We start from the raw sequence: 26,366 nt of genomic DNA, 5'->3' as shown, positions 1-26,366 counted from the left end.
CGTGCGTTTCAATTGTCATAAAAGTTTAACGAAGAAATATCAGAGCTTGTTGGTCACGGTATGGCTCCAACGGCGCGCTTCAGTAAGCTCCGTTTTAACCTGATCCACGCTTAATCCTAAATCGGCGCAGTGCTCATCAATCTGTTGCCAATCGGCATGCTCAAAGCTCTCTTCAAGTGCGAGCAAGGTACCATATGGCCCTTCTCTACGTAATAGAGCAACCTTGATACTTTTACACAGCGGCAACTGCTCGACTAAGTTATCTAACGACAAGTCCAACAGAGCATCCAACAAGGAGAATAAGCCAATCATAAAGGCCTGTTCTCTATACCCTTCAAATGCCTGATAGCGAGACATACGCTGACAAAACTGAGCACGCTGTAGAGACAATCCATACAGCTCTTTAGGCTTTTTATCGGACACATAAGAGGCGACGGCTAACGAGACAAACATTTTCAGTTTCTCTTGACCTAGATATACCAAAGCCTGACGAAAAGAAGAGATGGTAACTTCAAGGCGCGGCGACATAGTATTCACAAAACGCAGCAGCTTATATGAGAGCGCCACATCTTTCGCGACAATGCTCTCCACCCGTTGAAAGTCCACATCGGGCTTACACACTTCTTGAAACAGCTCCATAGCAATCACTTGCTCAGGGCTAATGTATTTACTCTTGATGATTTCCGGTTTATTGAAAAAGTAACCTTGGAAAAACTTAAAGCCAGCCTCTTTGGCTTGCTGGAATTCTTGTTCGGTCTCAACGCGCTCCGCCAAAAAGCTAAACTTTTTCCCTTGATGCGCCCTAACCAAATCACACGCTTCATCCAAACCCATCTGCATAATATCGAGCTTTACGATATGCGTGTATTTAAGGAAACGTTCCCATTCTGGGGTCGAAGTAAAATCATCTAGGGCAATCATGTAACCCGCTTGGTAAAGGTCTTTAACCGCTTCCAACAATTCATCTGTTGGTTTACAGGTTTCCAGAATCTCTACCACCACCTTATCTTTCGGCAAACTTAAGGGCAGTCGACGAATCAAACTTTGATAAGGGAAGTTGATAAAGCAGCGTGAAGATGGAATAGAAGGGTTAAGACCAACAGACAAGAAGTTCTCAACAATCAGACGATACGTTGCTCGATTAGACTCAATATGCGCTGGGTACGCATTCTTTTCTCCATCGCGAAATAACAACTCATAGCCGAGTGTATTCCTCTTGCGATTTAAGATAGGTTGTCGAGCAACGTATGTAGCGGTCATTTCTTGATAACTCTGATTGGTTTAACTATAACTCAGTCGCTTAATCTAAGCTTTCGCGGCAGCTAGCAAAGCACCGCAGCCCATGAACATACCACCAAATATTTTATTTATCTTACCCATTATGCGATCAGAGCGAATAAAACGTCCCATTTGTGACGCTAATGAGGTGTAACCCAACATAACAACGCTATCAATGAATACTGTCGTCACACCTAGCACTAATAACTGAGGTGCTTGAGGTTGTGTAGGGTCAATAAACTGAGGAAACAAAGCCACCAAAAACACGATTGATTTCGGGTTAGTTAGGTTGATAAGCACAGCGTTTCTCAGCAGTTTGCCACTCGACAGAGTAGAGCTTTCTTCAGATGCTACTAGGCTCGAGCTATCACGCCACTTTTGAATACCTAACCAAAGTAAGTACACCACGCCGACCCACTTAATGATGGTGAACGCCAACGCAGACTTAGCAACGAGTGCACCGATACCCGCGCCCACCAGCATAATGTGAAACGCAAGACCAAGCTGTAAGCCAACAATTGATGCGAGTGACTTTTTAGTGCCATAGCTAAGCCCATTACTGATTGAGTTAACGGTACCCGAGCCCGGAGCCAAGCTAAACAAAATCGCTGTGACAACATAAGCAAGCCAAACATGAGTATCCATTTGCATTTCCTTACTAGTTCTTTAATCTAACAACATTAGTAGCAATAAAGCTCTCACACGCATCAGTTCAGGTAATTTCCCATGGAAAACCACAGCGAAGCCACCTTCCCTTACACTCAAGAACCTCAGTTCGATCATGCGATTAAACACCCGATCAACGCTCTTTGGCAACAAAGAAAAGAGGGGTTTTTAACATCGTCTGGTAAAAAGAAACTGTACTGGTGCAGCCTCACCTCAGAAAAGCACAGCAAAGCTATTGTGATTTCAAATGGCCGTATCGAATGCTGCCAAAAATACCAAGAAATCTTTTATGATTTTTATCAACAAGGCTATGACGTTTATTCATTTGACCACCAAGGTCAAGGCCAGTCTGAACGTATGGTAACAGACTCTGACATTGGTCACATTCATGAGTTTGATGATTATGCATCTGACATGTCTGACGTCATTGCCAGTTTTGATCTCAGTAAGTATTCCAATCGCTACCTGCTCGCACACTCAATGGGCAGCACCATAGCCACTCGCTACCTACAAACCCATCCAGACCACCCGTTTGATAAGGTGACTCTGTGCGCTCCGATGTTTGGTATCAATACCGAGTGGTACCTGAAACCTATCGCGATGATCGTTGGACAAGTGCTTACCGCTTTTTATGCCAAGCCAACTTACGCGCCGGGCCAGCAAGCATATTATTCGAAGCCTTTTGAAAACAACTTACTGAGCCACAGTAAGGTTCGCTATCAGTGGTTCCGTCGCTTATATGACGAGTCTCCATCTTTGCAGGTGGGTGGACCAAGCACGCGTTGGGTGTGGCAAGGGTTAATGGCCGCCAAGCAAGCAATTCAACAAACTCGTCAAATCAAGATCCCTCTGCTATTGATTCAAGCTGGGGATGAAAAGATTGTCAGTAACAGTGCTCAAGTAAAGTTCATCTCTAAGCTGAAGAAAACCAACTCTGATTGTCAGTTTAAGTTGATTGAGGGTTCTAGGCATGAGGTGTTGTTTGAGCAGGATGAATATCGCAATCAAACACTGGATGCGATCAATCAGTTTTTCGCCTAGAGCTAATAGGCTAAGCAACCTACCAAGAAAATAAGCGCTAAAGAGGAAGAGAAGTAAGTGAGCTTTGCCCTCTTTTCTTGCATGAATTTGGCATACAATTTCTACCTAGAGATATTGTAGTTAAAACGATTCTAGCGCTGGCTAGCGTCAATATTGGTTAAGCATTTTGCAATGAGGGTTAAATGAGTATTTCTGCACTAAAAGATTCCGTGAAAATTGTTGCTTCTGATTTAGATGGTACGCTTTTGGCTCCCAACCATCAGCTAAGCGACTTTACCAAGCTAACGCTTAAGAAATTACACGACCAAGGTTATACCTTCATCTTCGCAACGGGTCGCCATCACGTCGATGTAGCTGGGATTCGTCAAATCGCAGGGATTCCGGCGTACATGATCACTTCAAACGGTGCACGCGTGCATGACCAAAACGATCAACTGATGTATAGCCAGAACGTACCTCAGGAACTCGTTCAGCCAGTTATTGATATTGTGCGCCAAGATCCAAACCTCTTTATTCACATGTACCAGAATGAAGATTGGTTACTAGACCGTGAAGATGAAATGTTGGCTAAATTCCACAGTGAGTCTGGCTTTAGCTACAAGCGCTTTGAAGCTGAAAACGCACCAAGCGAAGGCATCGCGAAAGTCTTCTTCACACATCCAGAACAAGACCACGAATATCTCGTCACGTTTGAACAAAAGCTAAGAGATGCTTTTGGCGACAAACTGAACATCGCCTTCTCTACACCTTGGTGTCTGGAAGTGATGGCAGCTGAAGTCTCTAAAGGCCACGCTCTAGACGCTGTTGCAAAATCACTAAACCTGACTCTGGATAACTGTGTTGCCTTTGGTGATGGCATGAACGACGCTGAAATGCTGGCTATGGCGGGTAAAGGTCTAATCATGGGTACATCACATGAGAAAGTGATGAAAGCACTACCTGACAATGAAGTGATTGGCAGTAACGCAGACGATGCCGTTGCTCACTACCTAGAAAAGCATCTGCTCTAATCTCGCTCGTTGAACAGATCTGAATAAATAAAAAGGCAGCCAACTGGCTGCCTTTTTTGAACCTTACGTAAAAAGCTCTCTCTAACGCTATCGAGAACCTAACACTTCTTTGCTTAAGATTGCCTGCCACTCTTGTTCGGTAACCGGCATGATCGATAAGCGATTACCGCGTTTCACCAAGGGCATTTCGGAGAGTTCAGGCATGGCTTTAAGCGTAACCAAAGGAATCAAGCGCTCAGTCACTCGCACAAACTCGACATCCACCATGATCCAGCGTGGGTTATCGGGTGAAGACTTAGGATCGTAGTAATCACTCTCAGGGTCGAACTGAAAGTGGTCTGGGTAGGCTTCTCTGGTTACTTTAGCGATCCCCGCTACGCCAACTTTTTTACATGATGAGTGGTATATCATCACCAGATCGCCAAGCTTGACGTCATCACGCATCATGTTTCGAGCCTGATAGTTGCGTACACCCTCCCAACAAGAGGTTTTTTGTACTCTAAGAGTCTGAATAGAGAAGGTGTCGGGTTCTGTTTTAAATAACCAATATGCCATAATAAATCCAATTAACGGTTGCTCCGAGGAAGATATAACATGAAGGTAATGAAAAACCCAGTGACATGGCTAGTCGCGTTCGCTCTGCAAGGCTGTGTTACGGCACCTGATACGCCGCAACAACCTGAACTGCCCCCAGCAAACTTGGATGAGCCACTGAGCATTCAACCGCAAACCTTCATCATGCGTGGTCAGGTGGTGGTTGGCCATGAAAGCCGAACCTTCACTCCTTGCGGTAGCCAACAACAATACTGGTTAGACTTATCTCCAGAGTTAGCGTTAGAAGCACAAGGGCTCTCAACGAGACCTTACCAAGCCTTATATGGCGAGCTGATTGGTCACCTAACCGTGCCGAGCCAAACGGGTTATAACGCAGATTTCACAGCGCGTTTCGTGGTTGACCAAGTGAACATCCTAACCGCAGAGAACCCAGATCGCTGCGTCCAACCGCTGCGCTCAACACGAGTATTTGGTAATGAACCCTTCTGGTCAGCAACCTTCGATAAAGACCAGCTGAAATATACTAAGATGGGCGAACAGCCACAAACCCTCGATATTGAATCAAGCCGCACCACATCGAGCAGCCGTGACTACCAATTAGAAGGTAAAGCTGCACAAGGCAAACTCAACCTTACGAAAGAGAGCTGTAGCGACGGCATGAGCGATTCTATCTATGGATGGCATGCCAAGCTTAACCTCAATGACAGTAACTACAATGGCTGTGCGACGGTCTCTAACCAAGATCCAACGCTGGACTGGAGCGGACTCTACTTCGCTAGCTCAACGCAAAACTCAGGGTTCTCTATCAACCTTGAACTCAACAATGACCACAGTGCTATCACGACTTATTCATACAGCAATGGAGACCCTTCTATTGTTGAACAAGGCTTCTGGCAGCAACTGAACCAAAATCAGGTACAAGTGGTTATGACTCGCCACCAGCAACAATATTTGATCTCCGAGCGCATCTTCACACTCGATAATGGCAAGCTAATCGCTGAAAAAGAGAAAGTGGGCAACGTGGTGTATCCGATTGCCAATGGCGGTCTGGTGCTATTCGAAGCTAAGAGTGCGCAAGCACAAGTAAACACCACCAGTAACGTTGATCTAACCGCAAAGCAGGTGAACTCCAGCGATCAACTTGATCCAAAAGTCGACCAAGCGATCCGCGAATACTTTAAGATCAAAAACAGCTCACCTGACGACACTAAATACCGCTGGTTAACCTACGACCTCAACGGCGACGGTAAAGAAGAGCTGTTCGCCCAACTCGATTGGTGTGGTTCTGGTGGCTGTACACTGCTAATTTTCGAAAACCATCAAGATAACTGGCGCTTCAATAGCCGAGTGACACTGGTTAAGGGCGACATACGCTTAGGTAAATCGCAAAACCACGGCTGGCAGGATCTGATCTTCAATGTCAGTGGCGGCGGTGCAACACCGGCGAAACACACACTTTCATACTCTGGTGTCAGCTACCCGCTAAACCCAAGTGTCGCTCCAGTTGCAGATGATGCTGATATCAGCGACGTGGTTTTGTTTGCTGATGGTATCTCACCCGCACAAAGTGGAGTGAAGTTGTAAACATGAGTAACCAACAAGCTTGCCATGGTTGTAGCTTCACTCACCAATGTATTTGTCACCTGATACCTAGTGTCGCAAGCCAAATCGATCTTGTACTGCTCACTCATGAGAATGAACTGTCACGCGATACCAATACAGGGAAGCTGCTTCAGCAATCCCTTGATCAGTGTCAGTCCATTGTATGGCAAAGGAAAACACCACCAGCGGAGCTCATCGCACTGCTTGACGATGAAACACGACAACCGTTTCTTTTATTCCCAAGTGATCAAAGTGTCGAGTGCCAGCAAGCTGTAATGACCCAAGCCCAGAGCCGTAAGCCGCTATTCATCATCTTGGATGGCACATGGCAAGAAGCGAAGAAGATGCTTAACAAGAGCTCGTGGTTACAAGCCGTTCCGCAAGTTCACCTCGATATTACCAGCGAATCTTCATACACCTTGCGCCGCAACCAAGACAGTGGCCACTTGTGTACTTGTGAAGTGGGTATTGAGTTACTCAAATCTTTAGGTGAAAGTGAATCTGCCAAGCTCATTGATGACTACTACCAGCATTATCTAAAAGTGTTCCACGCCGACAAGTGTGGCCACGCCCTCAAATAGACCAAGCAGGCGCGCGGGAAGGTAAAAACACATTTCAGGACGAGACAGACACTAAAAACAAAAAGGGGGAGCCATAAGCTCACCCTTGTTACATCGTATTTTCGTTATTGAGCCAACCAGTGTTTCACGTGAAACGCTCGCTCCATCAAAACAAACGCTGAGGTTGACCAAAGTAATACCCTTGCAAGTAATCGACCCCCATGTCTTCAGCAATACGGCACACCTGCTCATTATGAACGAACTCCGCCACCGTCTTAGCATTCAGAATCTGGCATAAGCTCACCAACTGCTGAGCGATCTTGCGCTGCTTTTTATCTTTATCAATATTGCAAATCAAACTGCCATCAAGCTTGATCACCTGTGGTTCTAGCTTCAATATCTCATCAATGTTCGAATAGCCCGAACCAAAGTCATCAACAATAATATTCACACCAAGATCGCGGAAGTGATTACACACCTCAATCAAGCGACCGTAATCCTGAATTTGTTCCGTTTCTAACACCTCCAAGCCAATACGCTGTGGGTGACTGATTTTCTTGATCGCTTGTTCAAGGTGAAGAATGGTTTTCTCATTGCTGAAATCTTGTGGCGCTAAATTAATTGAGAACGAATCGGTTCGCTGACTCATAAAATCGAAGGTGCGTGTTATCATCTGACGACTGAGGCGTGTATAGAGATGGGTTCCTTCAATGATTGGCAAGAACTTACCCGGTGCAATTAACTGACCGTCCTCTTCAATTCGAACCAAACACTCGTAGCTCTCTACCTGATGACTGTGTGCTGAAACTATGGGCTGAGAGCACGCCACAATATTCTGATTAAGCACCGCGCGACTCACGCACGACAGCCAACCAAGTTGCTCTTGGCGATGCTTCTCCAATTGAATGAGTGCCTTGGCGCTCACTAGGTGCTTGTTCTGGCTGACAGCGCTGCGCCTCGCATCAATCGCCTTCAACAATAAGTCATCAATAGAGGTAGTCGGGAAATCTCGACGGCTGGCGATACCCGCACAGATAGACACCGACAAGTAATCAATATCGGGTAAACCGGTAGGCTCAAAATTCACATGCTCGGTTTGATCGGCAAATTCCGAGAATCGCTGATGAATATGTTCTTGGCTCGCCCAACTATCAAACACCACCGCCCACTCACCAATACCGATACTGTAGAGCTGACAGCCCTCATCAAAGAACTGCCACAGCGCCTTTTGAAAGTACTCACTCAAATCATGCAGAAGCTTGTCACCTACTCGATAACCATACTTCTCATTGATCTGACCAAAGGTCGTGACCTTCAAAGCTAGTAAGTGGCTATCACTGCTCATCTTCGACAGTTTCTCACGCAGCACACTTCGATTGGGTAAACCTGTACGGTGATCAATTCGATAGCTTGCCGTCAATGCAGTGGCTTGCTGCTGAATCTTACTCGCCATGCTGTTGTTCATGTCATCGACATCAAGCAGTGCATTTCGGATCAATGAAAACAGAGGGGATATGTTGGTCGCGGGTTGCGTCTCTAATGGCAATACCGCCTTACCCTCGCCTTCTCTAAGCGCAAGATAAGTGAGGCTATGGTGCAAGATTCGCTGTTGGCCATTCTCTTGATAAAGTTCTCCCATGCAGTAAACGCCATAGCTGTCGGCCAATTTTTGGAAAACTTCAACCTCTTGGTTGCCATCAATAAAGTCGATACGAGATGTACAGTTATAAATGAAGAACTGTTCTGGCCTATGAGAGGCGATCTGCTGCACGCCCAGTCGTATCTGCTCTAAGGTCAGTGATGGATGGTCATAACAAAACCGGACCTCATCGCCCACTTGGAACAGGCCACTGAATTCTATCTCTCCACTTTCCGTTACCTTGAGCGGTAAGTGAATGTTTTGCTCTTTCGGGTCACCGACCATCAAGGGAAAGTTATGCAGTTGCTCAAAAGGCACTTCGAGGCCATCAGCGAGGTAACGATTGTAGAGTTCGCGAACAGGCATCCCATCCAGTTCCAACAACCGGTTCTCTTGAGCACCTGTCACTCGAAAAGTTCGACCAATCGGATTCCATTCAGTGTAGTAACCCTTAGCGATAGAGAGCTCAACACTGTGCAGCGCCAACATCACATAGGCATTTTCATAGCAAATGCCGTCTAACATCACCCATCGCCCATTATCTGTGATGGTCGATGCACCGCCACAGATCGGTAATGAATACATCGACTGCTCAAACGCTGAAAATAGATCTCGGTTATTTATCTGCAAGCGATCGGCGAAACAGATGATACTTTGAGTATTGGTATTGCACTCAAGCTGCTGCCACATCGATTGACTATCGAATAGTGGTTGCTTGCTGTATTCGACAACGCCACAAGTGTAAGAGGTCGCATCGAAGCGGGTAACAATAAGATAGAGACCTTGATGCAGGATGACGCCTTGGCTGATGTAGTGGTTTGCACTACAGCCAATCAGCCTAGCATTAGGAAAAGTCGCTTGAATCACTTGGCAGGCAGCCAAAACCGAACCTTTCTCGAAAGAAGAAAACACCTGAATCAGTAGGTCTTCATGTTGATGAAAATCTATCTTTTGCAATTCACGCTGGGTTTGCTCTATATCTTGTATCAGGAGAGAGGTCGATTGCATATTCACATTAATCGTTACGTTAATGATTGGTTATTGTGCTTATTATAGATAAGGCTTGCACGGAATACTTACGATCGTCTTATAAATAATGTGACGTTAGTTAGACATCATTGATTCCACCCAAAACAGCCACCAATAGCGGCAGAACACTTTTTAAAGCAAGTCACAATAGGATACGAAAAGCTTTAACAACTAAAACAGTCGCTTAGGCTCACCAAAGTAATAACCTTGCAGATAATCGACACCCATTTGCTCTGCTATCTCACAAACCTGTTGGTTATGGACAAATTCAGCGACGGTTTGCGCATTAAACACCTGGCATAAGCGAACCAACTGAGAGGCGATATTTCTTTGTTTTTGGTCTTTGTCGATGTTGCGAATCAGACTACCGTCGAGCTTGATAATCTGCGGCTCAAGCTTAATGATCTCATCAATATTGGAATAGCCAGACCCAAAGTCATCAACAATGATTCTCGCCCCAAGAGCACGGAAGTGATCACACACCTCAATCATGCGACCATAATCTTTAATCTGCTCAGACTCGAGAACCTCTAGGCCAAGTCGAGTGGGATCGTTCATAGCACTGATGGCGGTCTCGAGCACCTCAAGCGTCTTGTCGCTCAACAAATCTTGCGGGGATAGGTTGATAGAAAATGGGCTTTGCTTATCCGCCATATAACCTATGGTGTTCTTAATCATGTGTCGGCTGAGGCGAGTGTAAAGGTGCGTGTCGGCAATGATAGGTAAGAACTTACCTGGTGGCACAATGGTACCGTCTGATTCCATGATTCTGACCAAGCACTCTTGGCCAATCATTTCGTGAGTACCGGATGCCACAATTGGCTGGGAATAAGTGATGATGTTCTGATCTAAAATTGCACGACTTACACAGCTCAACCAACCTAGTTGCTCTTTACGATCTTCTTCACTCACCTGAATGTCTTTAGCATTGGTGATGTGAGTGTTATTCCTGACCCCATAACGTCGAGCTTCGATCGCTTTTAATAAGATCTCATCACCACTATCGGTTAGGAAATCGCAACGACTAGCGAAGCCGCCACACAGAGAAACTGACAGATAATCAATATCAGCCAAGCCATACGGCTCAAAATTGATGTGCTCAATATCATCAGCAAATTCAACGAAACGTTGTTCTATCTTATCGCAGCCAACATTGGCGTTAAAAATGATCGCCCATTCGCCGACACCAATGCTAAACAGCTCTACTTTCACCTGAGATTCTTTAGCTACACTAAGGTGTAATCGCTCGACAAAATGATTAGACAGATCAAGTAACAGCTGGTCACCCACTTGGTAACCATACTTCTCGTTAACTTGATGGAAATTAGTCAGCTTTAACGTCAGTAAGTGCTCACTGAAGAGAATCGTATTGAGACGCTCTTTTAACACGATACGGTTGGGTAGCCCGGTGCGGGAATCAATGCGGTAGCTTTCGGTTAAACGGCGTGCCTGTTGATGAAGTTTTTTCTCCATCTGCGTGTTCATACTGTCGAGATCAGCCACCGCATTTCTGACGAGATTAAGCAGTGGCGATACCGTTGAGTCACGCTGGAAATCTTCACAACGAAACTCATTAATCTCGTCCGACTCTCTCATCGCAATATAGGTGAGGCTGTGATGCAGTATCTCTTGGCGATCGTCGTTGCGGTATAGCTCGCCCATGCAGTATGCGCCGCACGCGTTTACTATCCCCTCAAATGGCTTGAGCTCAAGTTTACTGTCGATGAATTCAAGTCGAGAGACGCAGTTATAGATGATCACCGATTCCGGCTGATGCATGGCAAGCATCTCAGCGCCGTGACGCACTTTTTCTGCGGTCAAAGAAGGATGGTTATAACAAAACTGTGCCTCTTCGCCGACATGCCAAGGACTATCAAACTCGATACTGCCATCATCATTAATGCGCAGCGGTGTCGATATGCCCTTCTTTCTGCCAAGCTCTCGATAAAGCGGAAAGCTCATCAACTGACTGAAAGGGAGATCTTTACCATCAGCAAGATAATGTTTGAATACGTCAATAGCCGGCTTGTCGTTCAACGCGTATAAGCGATTTCCGACTGCATGTGTGACTCGTAGCTTCATCCCAATCGGGTTCCACTCAGAGTACGCGTCCGACCAAACCTTCAATCTTGGGTTAGTCAGAGCCACAGCAACACAGGCGTGCTGGTAGGTTTGCTCGTTATACATAACCCAACGGCCAAATTCATTCTCATGGCACAGTCCACCAGCTATCGGCAAGGCGTAAGGCAAATTTTCAAAAGCGCTATAAATAGGATAATCACGCCCTTCAACCTGATCGCACAAGCTGATGACCGTTTTGGTTTCTTCTGTAAGGCGCAGCTGAAAAGCTAAGTCTTGGCTGTCTTGATTTGGATTGCCGGAAAAAGGCTGGACCGCAGAGGTTAGATGGGTTTCGTTGAACTCACTGATGATGACTAAGGTGCATGCACTTTCAAGGCAATTATCACAGATAACATGACGAGCACTCTGGCCAATTAGCGTCGCATTATTTAAACGATTGAGGGCAACACCCGCGATTTGACGAGCTAGATCTGAAGATTGAGCTGAGAAAATTTGAATAAGGTACTGTTTGCTGTCACACCATTCTCGCTGATCAAATTGAGCTCTAAATAACGCCTCAGTATTTGCGAGAAATGTAAATGTTTGCATGCCAACCCTTGTTCAAAATCGAGTGAAGTAACAACCCGCAACCACTGCTATGACTGAAATGAATCGATAAAAAGTAGTCGCCAATTATCCTAGCCCAATCAGGCTTTTATAGGCGACTAATGTAACAATTCAATAGCATAAATGCGACACAATAAGCTTACCGAGCCATTAAATTAGTCGCATAAGATCGCTAAGTTGGTCTATTTCAACATCAGGGAGCACACTCGCCTTCGGGGAGCGGTATAAATTGGAACCAGTGTCATTAAACCAGCACGCTTGGAAGCCATTTTGCTTGGCTCCATAGACATCCGTTTTGAGGTGATCGCCAACATGAAGAATATTCTCAGCGTCACAACCTAGGTGTTGCTGAGCTTTTTCAAACATATCTGGATAGGGTTTTGCTCTGCCATCAGGGCCGGCTTTAAGGATTAATTGAAAGTACAGCCCTAAGCCAATTTTGTGTGGATCGACATTGCCATTGGTAATCGCAACCAGAGGAATACGTTGGCTAAGTTCAGTCATCACTCGATGCGCTTCTTGAGGGACATCGACTTGATTACGCAACCACAAGGCATGCTCAATGCCCTCTCGAGCCGCTTGCTCTGCTTGCTGCAGAGAGTAACCCAATTGCAGCAAACCACTCTTAATCTGAGTTTCACGCCACACGGTGACATCATGTTTCAAAGCTGGGTTTTCAGATGCGACTTGCTGCTTAATGCCCTGCCACTCTTCAAGCGATAAAGAAGCCGACACTGGGTGCTTTTGATAAAGCCACTGTGCCATCTCTTTCTCAACCTTCATGATCACAGGCCAGTTGTCATACAGGGTGTCATCCAAGTCAAAGGTCATGGCTTTGATGGGCTTTAACCCTCGATAAATTCGCATAGTAAACCCTTTAATCTAATCTTTATTCTTCTTACGAGCTCTCGGGTGAGCCTGATCATAAGCTTGTGCTAAGTGTTGGAAATCTAAGTGGGTATACACTTGGGTCGTCGAGATGTTTTCATGGCCAAGCAACTCTTGCACAGCACGAAGATTTTGGCTCGATTCCAGCACATGCGTTGCAAAGGAGTGACGCAGTTTATGCGGGCTGATGTGGCTCGCGACAGATTGCTTCTTGCCCCACTCTTCCATGCGCTTTTGCACGCTGCGGTGAGAGATACGAGTCCCGAGCTTAGAGACAAACAGCGCGGTTTCACCCGGTGAAGCCAATTCACCACGAACTTTGAGCCATTTATCGACCCACTCTTTAGCTAAACCAGAAAAAGGCGCTTTGCGTTCTTTGTCGCCTTTACCAATCACTCGGATTTCGCCTTGTCGACCCAACACATCTTTCAGATTGATGCCGACCAGTTCTGCCAGTCGTAATCCAGCACCATACATCACCTCCATCATCGCTCGATCACGAATCGACAATGGATCGTCCTCATTCACATCAAGCAGTTGACCCACTTCATCAACATCGAGGTTTTTAGGCAAAGGGCGTTGTTTGCGAGGTGCAGAGACACCTTTGGCTGGATTGGCGGTCATTTCGCCACGCAACACAAGGAAATCAAAGAAGCTGCGCAGTGACGATAAGCGCGTTGCAATGCTGCTCGCTTTCATTCCCTCACGCATGCCTTTACTGGCCAGTTGTCTGACCCACGCCGCATCGACTTGACCCCAATCCTTTAGCCCTAGAGTGACTAAATGACCGGCCATGGTTTCAAGTTGTTGTTTGTAATTACGTTGGGTGTGTAGGCTGAGTCCCTTCTCGCTTCGGAGATATTCATAGAAGCGAGAAAGTGGCTTTTGAAGGCTGTTAGGAAGAGGTATTTTGGGCTCTAGGCTCATTATTTATCTGCCAAGGTAAGGTGTCCGCCAAATGAGCGACAACAAGTGCTAAATGGCGTAAAAAGAGCGTATCCATATGGGGTTGGAAATGTCCGCCATCTTCACTAGAAAAGGCGAGCAAACCCAATGGAGACTGCTTAGCAAGCGGTAGTACTACATAAGAGCCTAGCTCTGGAACTGGATAATCACCAAACAAATCGTGTCTGTCGGCTTTTCTCAAGCGTCCAAGATAAGCATCTTTGCCATTGAAATGGTTAAGCGAAAACTTAGAGTAACCCTCAGCACTCAACTGATAAAAGCCAGATTGCGAAAGAATACGAACATGAGCCTTAAGCCCAAGATCTAACGCTTTTTGTTCAACGGCTTTTATCACCTGCATGAAGTCACTGCATTTCAGCACTTGCGCTTGCAGATCCATAAACTCATAGAAGGTTTTATCGTTATTTGCTGCCAACGACATCAAGCCAGTGATCTCTTCTTCAAGCTCTTCGATTCGATGACGTTGGCGTTTAAGCTGAACCTCAACCAGAGAAACAGCGCCCTGCTCAACGTTATTGATAGCAAGGCGATCAACCAAATCTTTTCGGTCTTGGAAAAAATCTGGGTTATCACGTAAATATTCCGCGACCACTTCTGCGGTGAGTGCGTCGGCTTCAACGTAAGACAAAACCTATCCTTTATTTTTATGAATATATTTGTTTTGGGTCGTTATTAGCAAGAAAGTTGACCATCAAACACATGCGTTGCAGGGCCGGTCATAAACAGAGGTTTACCCGGGCCTTGCCAGCTAATGTGTAAGTCACCGCCTGGTAGACGAACCTTCACATTCTCAGCCAGTAAGCCTTGAGTGATACCCACTGCAACTGCGCCACACGCTCCGCTGCCACATGCCTGAGTTTCACCCGCGCCGCGTTCGTAAACACGTAGACGAACTTCTTCACGGTTAACGACCTGCATAAAGCCAGCATTAACACGCTCAGGGAAACGTTCATGTGATTCAAGTAGTGGGCCTAAGGTGTCCACATCAGCCGTGTCGACGTCATCAACCACGGTAACCACATGTGGGTTACCCATGCTTACCGCACCACAGAATAAGGTGTGTACATCCGTTCTTAGGATATACGTCTTCTCTGGCTGCTTGGCCTTGAATGGAATCTTGCCGGGTTCGAACTCAGGAATGCCCATGTTCACCGTGATCAGGTCATTCTCTTCAATCTTGAGAACCATTTTACCTTTCTTGGTACTCACGTTGATGCTGTACTTATTCGTTAAGCCTTTCATGCGAACGAATCGTGCAAAACAACGTGCACCATTGCCACACTGCTCCACTTCACTGCCATCCGCATTGAATATGCGGTAATGGAAATCAGTTTCTGGATCATAGGGAGCCTCAACCACAAGTAGCTGATCGAAGCCCACGCCAGTGTGACGATCCGCCAAGCGACGGATCAAATCTGGAGAAAAGAAAATATTTTGAGTAATGCAGTCCACGACCATGAAATCATTGCCCAAACCATGCATTTTAGAAAAGTGGAAGTGCATAACGCTTAAAATTACTCCGGAAGAATGTTTTCAAGTTCCCACAGACTCGTAAGCTCTTCACGCTGACGAACCAAGTGAGTTTTATCGCCATCCACCATCACTTCAGCCGCACGCGAACGAGTGTTGTAGTTAGATGACATCGCGAAGCCATAAGCACCCGCTGAACGAACTGCTAGCAGATCACCTTCTTCAAGAACAAGGTCACGATCTTTACCTAGGAAATCGCCTGTCTCACAGATTGGGCCAACCAAATCGTAAGTCACAGTTTCACCCTGACGAGGGCTCACAGGAACAATATCCTGCCAAGCTTGGTAAAGTGCTGGGCGCATTAGATCGTTCATTGCTGCATCGATGATGGCAAAGTTCTTGTGCTCTGTTGGCTTGAGGAACTCGACTTTCGTTAATAATACACCAGCGTTAGCAGCAATCGCTCTTCCAGGCTCGAAAATCAGCTCTAGATCAGAATGATTGTCTAGGCGAGCCAATAAGGCTTTCGCGTAGTCAGAAGGCTGTGGTGGTAATTCATCACGATAAACCACACCCAAGCCGCCACCGACATCAAGGTGTTTGATGTTGATACCGTTAGCACGTAGCTGGTCGATCAGCGCAAGTAGGCGATCGGTTGCATCGATGAAAGGTTCGATATCCGTTAACTGAGAACCAATGTGGCAATCAATACCATGGATAGACAAGTTATCGAGTGTTTTTGCAAACTCATAAACAGCAGGAGCACGGTCGAAAGCGATACCAAACTTGTTATCACGCAGACCTGTAGAGATATAAGGGTGAGTGTTCGCATCAACGTCTGGGTTGATACGCAGTGAAATCGGCGCTTTAACACCAAGCTCACCAGCTACTTTATTCAGTCGCTCTAGTTCTGGTTCAGACTCTACGTTGAAACACTTAATGTTCAACTCAAGCGCACGCTTCATTTCAGCGGCTGTTTTACCGACACCAGAGAATACAACTTTTGCTGGATCGCCACCGGCAGCAACCACACGCTCTAGCTCACCGCCAGAAACGATATCGAAGCCAGAGCCCAAACGAGCCAAAGTATTCAACACGCCAAGGTTTGAGTTAGCTTTAACGGCATAACACACCAAGTGCGGATGCTCACCAACCGATGAATCAAACGCATTCCAGTGGCGTTCTAATGTTGCACGAGAATATACATACAGCGGTGTACCATATTGCTCTGCTAGTTGTGAAAGTGCGACGTCCTCAGCCCAAAGCTGGCCATCTTCCTGATAGTTGAAGTAATCCAAAGTTCTTATCCCTTATAAATAACGATTTCTGCGTGTTTTCACTTATTGTGATTGTTCGGTTTGCTGAACTTCATCAGGATCGTACAAAGGACCCGTTTGACCACAACCAGAAAGTCCAATAACGGACATCATAAATAGAGCAGTAATTAATTTTTTCATTTTGCATATCGTGATTATTAACTCAATGCCCCCTATAATCGCACCACACTCAGGAAAAGCAATAGGATAGAAAGGATGAACGAGACTGAATTTCATCAGCTGGTCGATATACAGATGCAAAACATCGAAGAAGCTATCGATGAATCAGAGGCAGATATTGATTACGAAGTGACTGGTAACGTGATGACGCTGGAGTTTGAGAACCGCAGCCAAATCATCATTAACCGCCAAGAACCAATGAAAGAAATCTGGTTAGCGTCTAAATCTGGTGGCTTTCACTTCAAGCTAGTTGACGACAAGTGGACATGTTCAAAGACGGGCATGGAGCTGTTTGAGATGGTTAAAGAAGAATGCGTGAAGCACGCAGGTGAAGCGATCGATTGGGTCTAATCATTTGTAAGCAAAACTAAAAAGGAGTGAATCAATCACTCCTTTTTTTAAAATCAATCGGGCTTAGTAAGACTAGATGTTAACTATCTTTGAGCTCCGAGAAGCTAAAGTTGCATCGTTACGATAAGGCACAACGTAAGAATTGCCTTCTTCAGGATGAACGATTTGGTAGTACTGAGGTAGGTTAAAGTTAATCAACTTAGACGACATCTTCGACTCATCTTTTACCGATGTGTAGAAAGAATTCACGCTCGCGATCATCTCATCTTTTTCACCGCTGTACTGGTGGTAGACCTCAACTTGGTTCGACTCGTCCAATACATAAATATTGAAGCCTTTGTCGGTATCTTCGAAAAAGAACTGAATCAAGCCCTCACTCGCAAAACCATCCACCACTTCTGGTAGCTGATACTCTTGCTCTTTATCGAGCATCAGTAAAGGTGAGCCTTTGAGCTTATTGGTTGAGATGCTACGGTAGAAATCGACCGAGTTTTCCAACATCTGTACCGACACACCACGACGTTCGAAGAACAGACCAAACATCTTATTAGCTAAACGAATAGCCTTAAAGCGGCGGCGCTTCTCGGGTTCAATCGGTTTCAATCGTAAATCGATACACTCAGCAAGCAGTTGATACACCATGTTACGCATCACACCACGCAGGTTTTTGCTGTAACAGAACACATCAACCGATTCTGGCGGTAAAGCATCTTGGTGCATTTTGCCAAGCACCGTCTTCAGCGCATCCAGCATTGCCGTATCACCTTGGAAATGCAGCGTACGTACTTCATGCCAAGAGTTACGATAAACTAAGTCGACACTGCCGACTAAGCTCTTACCTTCCTCACCAAAGCTGAAGATATCGGCGTTCTTGAGGTCCACTTTTAATGCACGACCACTTAATTCAGACGTCGGGTCATTTTCAAAGTTGATGAACATCGCTAGCTGGCTTATCTCACACGGGCTCGCCAGTGCTTGCATACTTGGGCGACGCTTACGCAAAGAAAACGTATTACGCAGGTCGCTCACCATTTGATAGAACTTATCGATATCGATGTGAGCGTCACGTACCACAGAGTGCAAACGTGTCGACTCGGTAATCAAGCCATTAAAAAACGACCATGCTACCAACTTACTCAAGTACTCATGGTGCTCTAGAGAAGGCTGACCAAGAATGCGGTGTGCAACCAGTGGCTGCTTATACAAGTACCAACCTGCTTTATTCGACTGACCCTGACGAACTTCGATGAAGCTCAAGTCGGGTTCATGCAGATCCGGAGAGATTTGTGGGTTCAGCAGTGTCACTTTACCTGGCAATACCTCAAACGCAGCGTAAAGCTTACGTGCCAAGATGCTGATATCTTGTGGACTGATTGCCGAAGTGATGTCGTTACGACGCGCAAATTGAATCAGATTACGATAGCTCAGCATCAAGGCATCAAGCAGTGCATGGTGCACCACTTTAACCTGCTCAACCTTCCAGTTACGGCGGTTATCGAGCTCAGCAATGGTTTCATGTCCCCAATTCCAAGATTTAGTCATCTCGGTTAAGGCTTCACGACGCCACGCAACGGAGCCAATGCCCGCATCTCGTGACAACTTCTCGTGGGTCTTAAGATAAAAACAGCGCCTCACCAAGTCCAATCGAGTATGGTCGTTAATACGCTCTAGGTAGCGCGTTACCTTCTCAAGCATCAGATAGTAACTATCCATGCCATACAGATCCGGTTCATCCGCGAAGAAGCGACGCTTGGTATCAATACTCAGCAGTTGGGTGTTTGGGTATTCCCATGAATAGGCTTCTAACAGGATCGCCTTCAAAACCGATTTATACGGTGAGTCGATACTCTTATAGAGCTGCCACAGGTTTGAACCAAAGTACTCTTCAGCGGGAATGCGATTCAGCTTGCCGAAATCGATCCACTGCGAGCAATCAAGATAGCCATCCTGACACAAACCTTGAACATACTCGTCGTAACACTCTTCCATTTCTGGCGGAATGATTTGCCACAACAAACGCTGACCAGCCAAACGAACCGCAGAGCGATAAAACTCATCAAGCAATAATAAGTGCTGTGAAGAACCACAGTTATCGCCGGTCATCTCTTCTGAATGGTTCGAACGGAAACGCTCTTCATCCATCAAGAAGAAGTTCGCTTCTACTCCCAAGGTTTCAGCCCAATCGGTAATCAAGAGACACTTGTTGGTTAGGCTATCGCGAGAGGCGCCATCCATATCTGGGGAAACACACACCCAGATATCAAGATCACTTGAAGTGCTTTGACCAATAGAAGAAGTACTACCCATGGTGTACAAGCCAAGGATTGCTGGTTCATCCGTCTCGGTGAGTTTGCCACCCAGCGTTAATTCGGTATCAGAGACAAATTGCTTTTGGAATTCATTAAGCGTGAAGCTACGAATTCCAAAAGGAACTTGTTGGTCATAATAACCAGGCATCATCGGGTGATTGAAGTGAAGCAGTGCGGGAATAAGGTTGAATACTCGCTGGCCTTGCACATTCATCAACGCCAACGCACGATCAATGCGCTGCTGATTTAGATTGTCTAATCGTTGAATCAAAGTTTGAGTGTAAGCCTGCAAGGTAAGTCCTTGGTTTGAGGTTAAGTGCAGTTCTGTTTAGTTACTGAACGAAAGGAGCAACAAAACGTGATCAATTTAACACTTTTACCCTTAATGGTAAAGCAAAGGAACCCGTCATACTGGTCAATTCCTTGATGACAGAAAGTTAAACTCACGGCGTCGTAGTGTCCTCTTTATTGACTACTTCTAATAATAGCCCATGTTTCAAATGAGATACCAATCACACTATTTTGGTGAACTCATGAAAATCTCTCAGCTATCAAAGTATGGAATGATCAAACAGTAAGAATTCTCGCCTCATAATGGTAGGATTAGGCTATTACAGAACCTATATCGGAAACACCATGACAAATTCAGCACCAATCCGTATCGCGACCAGAAAAAGCCCTCTTGCCCTTTGGCAGGCATACTTTGTAAGGGATGCACTGCAAGCTGCTCACCCTGGTTTAGAGGTTGAGTTGGTAACTATGGTGACCAAAGGTGACATCATCCTAGACACTCCGCTTGCTAAAGTGGGTGGTAAAGGACTGTTCGTTAAAGAACTTGAAGTAGCCATGCTAGAAGGTCGTGCTGACCTAGCCGTTCACTCAATGAAAGATGTACCTGTCGACTTCCCAGAAGGTCTAGGTCTGGTAACAATTTGTGAGCGCGAAGATCCGCGTGACGCTTTCGTATCAAACACTTACAACAACATCGACGAACTCCCACAAGGTGCTGTCGTGGGTACGTGCAGTCTGCGTCGCCAATGCCAACTGTTAGAATACCGCCCAGATCTGATCATCAAAGAGCTGCGCGGCAACGTTGGTACTCGTCTAGGTAAACTCGATGATGGTCAATACGATGCGATCGTACTGGCTGCTGCAGGTCTTAAACGTCTAGAGCTAGAAGAGCGTATTCGTAGCTTCATCGAACCAGAGCAGTCTCTCCCTGCTGTTGGCCAAGGCGCTGTTGGTATTGAGTGTCGCCTTGATGACGAGCGTCTGATTAAACTCCTTGAACCACTGAATCATAAAGACACGGCTGATCGTGTACTGTGCGAACGTGCAATGAACCTTACCCTAGAAGGTGGCTGTCAGGTTCCTATCGGCAGCTACTCATTATTAGATGGCGAAAACATCTGGCTACGTGCATTAGTTGGTGAACCGGACGGTTCTAAGATGGTTCGTGGTGAGATCTCTGGCCCTCGCAAAGATGCAGAAGCACTTGGCGTGACTCTGGCAAATCAATTGCTGGATGATGGCGCGAGAGAAATCTTAACCAAGCTCTACGTTGACCAAGAATAATCATGACAGTGTTGGTGACTCGTCCCGGTTCAGAGGGACAATCGCTTTGCCAACAACTAGCGGATGAAGGGGTTCAAGCAATCCATCATCCGCTGATTCGTATCGTGGATAATCCCAACTCTGCGGATTTAAGCACCCAGCTTAATAACAGCGATATCATTATTGCAGTCAGTCACCACGCCGTGGCGGCTGCCCAAAGCATCCTTTCAAAAACCTCATCCATTTGGCCTACTTCGCCGCTTTATCTTGGCGTTGGTCAAAAAACTGCGCACGTTTTAAGCAAAGTCTGTAAACAAAAAGTAAACTATCCTCAAGTTAGTGATAGTGAACATCTTCTTAAACTTACTGAACTTAATGGCGTAGAAAATAAGTCCATTTTGATACTACGTGGCAATGGTGGGCGTGAGCTCATTAGGGATTCTCTACTCAATCGAGGTGCACAAGTCTCTTATTGTGAGACCTACCGTAGAGAATATATTCCTATTAGCGACCACAATACCTATCAAACATGGATAAACAAAAAAACGTCCAAAGTTGTCATCACTAGTCAGGAACAATTGGAGTATCTCTGCTCAATTACCCCTGATGAGTATTTGGCTTGGCTTTCAACAAGACATCTATTTGTCCCAAGCCAGCGCATTGTAGAACGAGCACAACAACTCGGCTTCTCGAATGTGACCAATACTCACAGTGCTACGAACCAAATATTACTGGCTGCTCTCCGGCCCTAGCTAGAAACAGGAAATAAGCATGACAAGCAAAAAAAATAATGAGCATATTGAACCTGAAAAGAAACAAGATACTCAGCCAGTAGTTGTTGAAAACGAAAAAGCTGACTCTACAGAGACAAAACAACCTGAACAGAAGCTTGATGCCTCTGCTTCAAATACCGCTAAAAATGAGCAGCCTCAAGCTGAGCATAAAGAGCAAATAGAGAAAGCAGAAAAGCAAGGTAAGCGCGGTGTCAAACTAGGCGCTATTGCGATCGCTATTTCAATTATCTTCAGTGGCGGTATCGCATTTCAAATGCAGCAAAAGAGCGCTGAATACTCGGCTCAAATAGCCGCTCTTCAAGCACAACTTCAAAATACCCAATCTGCGGTAAATAAAGACCTACAAACCATCAAGCAAGAGACTATCCAAGAAGCCTCACACGCGGTGGAGAAAACTCAGGTCGTGCAATCTCAACAGCAGAAGAGCATTCAAAGCCTGCAGTTAGCAGTGGCTGACGTGAAAGGTCGCCGCCCGAATGACTGGTTGCTTGCTGAAGCTGATTACCTTGTGAAACTAGCAGGACGTAAACTGTTCCTCGAGCATGATGCCGTTAGTGCAACCAAACTAATGGAAAGCGCCGATCAACGTATCGCCGCACTGAATGACCCAAGCTTGGTCTCTCTTCGTCAATCAATGACCAATGACATTACTAAGCTTCGCACTATTCCTCTTATCGACCGTGATGGCTTAGTTCTACGCATCACAAGCCTACAACAACAAGTCGATACGCTGCCGCTTGCCAATGCAATCCTGCCTGAGGCTGCCGCTGTTGAGAAAAAAGCCGTATCTCAAGATATTAATGACTGGCAGAACAACCTGATGACGTCGATGAAAGACTTTTCAGAAAACTTCATCACCTTCCGTAGTCGTGATGGCGAAGTTATCCCTCTACTATCACCAGAACAGCACTTCTACCTTCGTGAAAACATCAAAGGTAAATTAGAAACCGCGATTCGCGCTGTCTACAAAGAACAAGGTGAACTCTATAGCGCAGCTCTTAATACCGCTAGCGAGTGGTCGAAAGCTTATCTAAACCAAGATAACAACTCAGTGATTGAATTTGAGAAAGCGATTAAACAGCTAAGTGAACAGAACATCTCTGTGAAATACCCTGTAAAGCTTGAATCTCAAAATGAGTTGTCAGATGTGATACGTGAGCGCCTACGTCGTGAAGTCACCGTTATGACCACGGAGGAAAAATAATGATTCGTTGGATTTTTCTTTTTCTCGTTCTAGGTGCTGGGTTAATTGTTGGTACTCAGTTCTCTGGTCAACAAGGCTACGTTCTGATCTCAATTGCGAATAAGACCATTGAGATGAGCGTGACAACACTGGTTATCTTCGTCATCGCTCTTCTAGCGGCTCTATTCGGCTTAGAGTACCTATTTAAAAAGCTTATGTACGCAAGCTCGACAACTTGGAATTGGTTCAGTGTTCGTAAGCTGAAGCGCTCTCGTCGTTATACCAATGAAGGCATCATCAAGCTGCTTGAAGGTGACTGGAAAGGCGCTGAGAAGAAAGTAACTCGCTGGGCTAATCATCACGACATGCCTCTACTTTGTTATTTAGTCGCTTCTCAAGCGGCACACGAGCAAGGTAATACAAGTGAGCGTGATAAGTACATCGAGCTTGCTAGCCAACAGGACGACTCTCTACTTGCGGTAGAGCTAACTAAAGCTAAACAGCAAATCAGCGAGTCAAACTACGAAGCTGCATTCGATACACTTTCTACCCTAAAAGGCACATACCCTAATAACACTGCTGTGCTTGGCCTGTTAAAAGCTACTTACTTGCAACTGAAGTTATGGCAGCCATTGCTAGAGTTAACGCCTAAATTAGTTAAGAATAAGCTTCTAACAGCTGATGAGCAACGTGAATTAGAACAGAAAGCACAATGTGGATTACTTCATGATGTAGCTCAACAACAAGGTAGCGAAGGTTTAATCAGTCATTGGAACAAGCTTTCAAGAAAGCAGAAACAAAGTTCGCACCTTGTATCTTGCTTTGTGAAGCAACTGATCGCTCGTAAAGCTGACTCAGAAGCGTTCACAGTGATCAAAGAGAACATTGCGAAGAGTGGTTCAAATGAGCTCTACATGTTGCTTCCAGAGCTGAACCTAGCCGATCACCACCCAGTAGTGGTCATGCTAGAACGTGCAATCAGTAAAGACAGTGGTAATGCCGAAGCACACAGCGCGTTGGCTCAGTTCTATCTAAGAGAGCAGAAGTGGGCGGAAGCACAAAGCCACTTTGAGAAAGCCCTAGCACTTCGTTCAAATGTTTCAGATTACGGATACCTATCTGACGCACTAGAGAAGCAAAACTTAACAAAAGCAGCTCACGAGGTTTCTCGTAAAGCGCTCGCTCTAGTTCAACCCGCTTAACTCTAAGCGACTCAAACTAAGCCGATGTCTAGCATCGGCTTTTTTGTATCTGCTATTTAACCCTAGATAACTTCTACAATAGCTATAAACCAAGCTCATCAAACACTTACCTGCCCAATACCAACTAACCATGAAATTGCTCAACTGGGCTTCTCAAACACACGGAGAACGACTTTAGTTGTGTCTGTACGTAGTTTTACCATTCTTATAAACAAGTCCTTATAAGAGGTTCGAGAGGAGTCATAGAGAAAAGTGATACCTTGAAGTTCAAGAACAAATGGAGATCAGCTTGAGAGAAGGCGCTTAAAGATATTTACCCGCCGACAGATGCCCACTTAAAGTCACGTTGAATTAACAATTAAATAGCCATCAACGTTCCAACTATAAACCGTTATAACCGGGGAGTTCACGTAACTGCCTGTAGATTAATCTATTAAGTAGAGGGAGATAGCAAGAGTTACCGACCAACAAAACCTTGTTATTAGAAACGAGGCATCTTTATCAGCCAGTTCAAATTAGTAGGAGATAGAGCTCTCAAGACGCTCAGGAAAAGTTAATCAACGAACCAATAGCCACAAGTATAAACTTACGTAATCAAGCGCTGCTAGAGAGAGCAGAGCTTAATAATAAGTGTCGGAATATCAGAGCTCGTGATCAACGTAAAGCGCCTCTACAAACTCTGAGACGAATAATAAGACTCATACCAATCCGGAAAATTAACTGATCAGGTCAATCCAATCTCTTGTACACACTTTTGTGACGCGATCTTTGCACTCAAGAAATCCATTCCAAGCGCTACAGACCTTCGAAACAATATCGTTATAATCAATGAAGTTTTGGTTTGCTAGATAGTGTAGCCTTAACCAACTCCACACTTGCTCTATAGGGTTAAGCTCTGGTGAGTATGGCGGCAATTTGATAATACTGACATTATCAAATGGGTTAGCAATATCATCGGTATGCCATCCTGCGCCATCCATTATTACCACTGAATGACGGTCTTTTTCTGTGACTTTAGATATCTGCTCTAGATGGTTTATCATGATGTCTTTGTTAACCCAAGGGACGACCATTGCCTCACCAATCCCTCTCGATGGGCACACTGAGCCAAACAAATAAGCGTATTCAAATTGCTGCTGTTTTACTACGCGAGGTCTCGTTCCACGAGTAGCCCAAAGACGTGTTGTTGTGTTCTGCTGACCAAACCTAGCTTCGTCTTGAAACCAGACATCAACACTCTCTAGCCCAATATGGCCGGGGATCTTAAGGATCGTTTCGATTTGGAATTTTTTTAAAATCGTCCTGTATTTGCTGTGATTGTTTAGGGTGTTTGGAACGAGAAGTTATCCAAGAAAAACCCATGTGGTCGAGGAGATAATAGATGGAATTAGGGTGGTAGTGCTTGTCAAAGTGTTTAACGATGTAGTCATGTATATCGCTTCCAACAAGGCGGCCACCAGAAGGTGATTCAGCTTCTTTTTTTATGAAGGCACTGAGTTGAGCCCGCTGCTCATCGGTGAGGTATGCAGGCCTACCAGTCCGAGGTTTTTCTTGAAGTCCTTCTAGGCCTTCTTCAAAAAAAATCCGAACCCATTTATTGACACTGGTTCGACTGACTTTGAGAGATTTTGCAATTTGTGTACGAGAGAGGCCGTCTTTAAAGTGTACGAGAGCAAGTAAACGCATCTTCATCTGAATGGTTTTTTGCTGGCTCGCAAGCTTTTTGAAGTCAGTGTTATTAAGGCTATCCATGGCTAAATTTCACAATAATTCATCAATCTTAATTAGATCACATTTTTACTTCAATTGATATTACAGCACTCATAAAACCTAACAACAAACACTTTTCTTCAAATGTAAAAAAGCCCTGCTATTGCTAGCAGGGCTTCTCTAATAAGTGGCGGAGTGGACGGGACTCGAACCCGCGACCCCCGGCGTGACAGGCCGGTATTCTAACCAACTGAACTACCACTCCGCAGTGGAATACTTGTCGTCGCTGACAAGTGTTCAAACTTTTTGTCTTCACTTTTTAAAAAGTGAAAATAAATTTGGAGCCTGGCGATGTCCTACTCTCACATGGGGAAG

The 26,366-nt window shown here is 45.4% G+C and carries 22 protein-coding genes and 1 tRNA gene; 9 read left to right on the top strand and 14 right to left on the bottom strand.

Going from position 1 to position 26,366, the window contains the following annotated elements; genetic code table 11:
• Window positions 1-39 precede the first annotated feature (39 nt).
• Both A6D97_RS09210 and rhtB read right to left on the bottom strand, forming a co-directional pair.
• Complete coding sequence (locus A6D97_RS09210) at window positions 40-1,260, bottom strand: EAL and HDOD domain-containing protein (RefSeq protein ID WP_017061025.1); 1,221 nt, start codon at window positions 1,258-1,260, stop codon at window positions 40-42.
• A 45-nt stretch (window positions 1,261-1,305) separates the two neighbouring features.
• Entirely contained in the window at window positions 1,306-1,923 is a 618-nt protein-coding gene (rhtB, locus tag A6D97_RS09205; protein ID WP_017061024.1) for a homoserine/homoserine lactone efflux protein, read from the bottom strand.
• An 81-nt stretch (window positions 1,924-2,004) separates the two neighbouring features.
• On the opposite strand from rhtB, the gene A6D97_RS09200 reads away from it, so the two are divergent.
• Together A6D97_RS09200 and A6D97_RS09195 are read left to right on the top strand one after the other, a co-directional pair.
• Complete coding sequence (locus A6D97_RS09200; protein ID WP_017063762.1) at window positions 2,005-2,985, top strand: alpha/beta fold hydrolase; 981 nt, start codon at window positions 2,005-2,007, stop codon at window positions 2,983-2,985.
• 182 nt (window positions 2,986-3,167) lie between these two features.
• A complete protein-coding gene (locus A6D97_RS09195; RefSeq protein ID WP_065584269.1) occupies window positions 3,168-3,995 on the top strand; it encodes a Cof-type HAD-IIB family hydrolase in 828 nt (275 codons plus the stop codon).
• 87 nt (window positions 3,996-4,082) lie between these two features.
• Here A6D97_RS09195 and A6D97_RS09190 read toward each other — a convergent pair whose 3' ends face one another.
• Window positions 4,083-4,550, bottom strand: coding sequence for an EVE domain-containing protein (locus A6D97_RS09190; protein ID WP_017061021.1), 468 nt, complete (start codon window positions 4,548-4,550; stop codon window positions 4,083-4,085).
• A gap of 39 nt (window positions 4,551-4,589) precedes the next feature.
• Here A6D97_RS09190 and A6D97_RS09185 point away from each other — a divergent pair, with 39 nt between their 5' ends.
• Window positions 4,590-6,134 (top strand): hypothetical protein, encoded by a 1,545-nt coding sequence (locus A6D97_RS09185; RefSeq protein WP_065584268.1) that lies wholly within the window; start codon window positions 4,590-4,592, stop codon window positions 6,132-6,134.
• Window positions 6,135-6,136: 2 nt separating this feature from the next.
• The gene (locus A6D97_RS09180; protein ID WP_017061019.1) at window positions 6,137-6,733 is read left to right on the top strand and encodes a DTW domain-containing protein; all 597 of its coding nucleotides are present in this window, start codon (window positions 6,137-6,139) and stop codon (window positions 6,731-6,733) included.
• 145 nt (window positions 6,734-6,878) lie between these two features.
• Here A6D97_RS09180 and A6D97_RS09175 read toward each other — a convergent pair whose 3' ends face one another.
• The 8 genes from A6D97_RS09175 to A6D97_RS09140 all read right to left on the bottom strand — a co-directional run bounded on the left by A6D97_RS09175 (window position 6,879) and on the right by A6D97_RS09140 (window position 16,945).
• Window positions 6,879-9,359, bottom strand: a complete 2,481-nt coding sequence (locus A6D97_RS09175) for an EAL domain-containing protein (RefSeq protein WP_065584267.1) — start codon at window positions 9,357-9,359, stop codon at window positions 6,879-6,881.
• A gap of 192 nt (window positions 9,360-9,551) precedes the next feature.
• A complete protein-coding gene (locus tag A6D97_RS09170) occupies window positions 9,552-12,050 on the bottom strand; it encodes an EAL domain-containing protein (RefSeq protein ID WP_065584266.1) in 2,499 nt (832 codons plus the stop codon).
• Window positions 12,051-12,218: 168 nt separating this feature from the next.
• Window positions 12,219-12,935 (bottom strand): 5-amino-6-(5-phospho-D-ribitylamino)uracil phosphatase YigB, encoded by a 717-nt coding sequence (yigB, locus tag A6D97_RS09165; RefSeq protein WP_017066757.1) that lies wholly within the window; start codon window positions 12,933-12,935, stop codon window positions 12,219-12,221.
• 15 nt (window positions 12,936-12,950) lie between these two features.
• Window positions 12,951-13,883 carry a tyrosine recombinase XerC gene (gene xerC / locus A6D97_RS09160; protein ID WP_017061015.1) on the bottom strand — a complete coding sequence of 311 codons (933 nt, stop codon included), beginning with the start codon at window positions 13,881-13,883 and terminating at the stop codon, window positions 12,951-12,953.
• Window positions 13,852-14,550: a DUF484 family protein gene (locus A6D97_RS09155; protein ID WP_017061014.1), complete on the bottom strand. Its 699-nt coding sequence runs from the start codon at window positions 14,548-14,550 to the stop codon at window positions 13,852-13,854. Before A6D97_RS09155 ends, xerC begins: the two co-directional genes overlap by 32 nt.
• 44 nt (window positions 14,551-14,594) lie before the next feature.
• Window positions 14,595-15,425, bottom strand: coding sequence for a diaminopimelate epimerase (dapF, locus tag A6D97_RS09150; protein WP_017061013.1), 831 nt, complete (start codon window positions 15,423-15,425; stop codon window positions 14,595-14,597).
• Window positions 15,426-15,436: 11 nt separating this feature from the next.
• Complete coding sequence (lysA, locus tag A6D97_RS09145) at window positions 15,437-16,690, bottom strand: diaminopimelate decarboxylase (RefSeq protein ID WP_017066756.1); 1,254 nt, start codon at window positions 16,688-16,690, stop codon at window positions 15,437-15,439.
• A 42-nt stretch (window positions 16,691-16,732) separates the two neighbouring features.
• Window positions 16,733-16,945 (bottom strand): lipoprotein, encoded by a 213-nt coding sequence (locus A6D97_RS09140; protein ID WP_017061011.1) that lies wholly within the window; start codon window positions 16,943-16,945, stop codon window positions 16,733-16,735.
• Between A6D97_RS09140 and cyaY the strand changes: the two genes are divergently transcribed.
• Window positions 16,925-17,239 carry an iron donor protein CyaY gene (gene cyaY / locus A6D97_RS09135; RefSeq protein ID WP_017061010.1) on the top strand — a complete coding sequence of 105 codons (315 nt, stop codon included), beginning with the start codon at window positions 16,925-16,927 and terminating at the stop codon, window positions 17,237-17,239. The genes A6D97_RS09140 and cyaY overlap by 21 nt on opposite strands.
• A 72-nt stretch (window positions 17,240-17,311) precedes the next feature.
• Here cyaY and A6D97_RS09130 read toward each other — a convergent pair whose 3' ends face one another.
• Complete coding sequence (locus A6D97_RS09130) at window positions 17,312-19,840, bottom strand: class I adenylate cyclase (protein WP_017066755.1); 2,529 nt, start codon at window positions 19,838-19,840, stop codon at window positions 17,312-17,314.
• Window positions 19,841-20,184: 344 nt separating this feature from the next.
• Between A6D97_RS09130 and hemC the strand changes: the two genes are divergently transcribed.
• The 4 genes from hemC to A6D97_RS09110 are packed head-to-tail and all read left to right on the top strand — an operon-like array spanning window position 20,185 to window position 24,281.
• The gene (gene hemC, locus A6D97_RS09125) at window positions 20,185-21,123 is read left to right on the top strand and encodes a hydroxymethylbilane synthase (RefSeq protein WP_017061008.1); all 939 of its coding nucleotides are present in this window, start codon (window positions 20,185-20,187) and stop codon (window positions 21,121-21,123) included.
• 2 nt (window positions 21,124-21,125) lie between these two features.
• Complete coding sequence (locus A6D97_RS09120) at window positions 21,126-21,854, top strand: uroporphyrinogen-III synthase (protein ID WP_017061007.1); 729 nt, start codon at window positions 21,126-21,128, stop codon at window positions 21,852-21,854.
• A 19-nt stretch (window positions 21,855-21,873) separates the two neighbouring features.
• The gene (locus A6D97_RS09115) at window positions 21,874-23,100 is read left to right on the top strand and encodes a uroporphyrinogen-III C-methyltransferase (protein WP_065584265.1); all 1,227 of its coding nucleotides are present in this window, start codon (window positions 21,874-21,876) and stop codon (window positions 23,098-23,100) included.
• Entirely contained in the window at window positions 23,100-24,281 is a 1,182-nt protein-coding gene (locus A6D97_RS09110) for a heme biosynthesis HemY N-terminal domain-containing protein (RefSeq protein WP_017063752.1), read from the top strand. Before A6D97_RS09115 ends, A6D97_RS09110 begins: the two co-directional genes overlap by 1 nt.
• Window positions 24,282-24,997: 716 nt before the next feature.
• Here the strand turns inward: A6D97_RS09110 and A6D97_RS21510 are convergent.
• A protein-coding gene (locus tag A6D97_RS21510; RefSeq protein ID WP_139074309.1) for an IS630 family transposase occupies window positions 24,998-26,033 on the bottom strand; the annotation gives its coding sequence in 2 pieces (ribosomal slippage) (window positions 24,998-25,573 and window positions 25,575-26,033; 1,035 coding nt in all).
• Window positions 26,034-26,179: 146 nt separating this feature from the next.
• Window positions 26,180-26,256, bottom strand: a tRNA-Asp gene (locus A6D97_RS09095).
• Window positions 26,257-26,366: the final 110 nt, after the last annotated feature.

The sequence above is a fragment of the Vibrio sp. ZF57 genome, assembly GCF_001691235.1.
GTDB lineage: Bacteria > Pseudomonadota > Gammaproteobacteria > Enterobacterales > Vibrionaceae > Vibrio > Vibrio crassostreae_C.
Note: the sequence above shows the minus strand (reverse complement) of the source record. Positions and strands in the feature narration are given on the sequence as shown.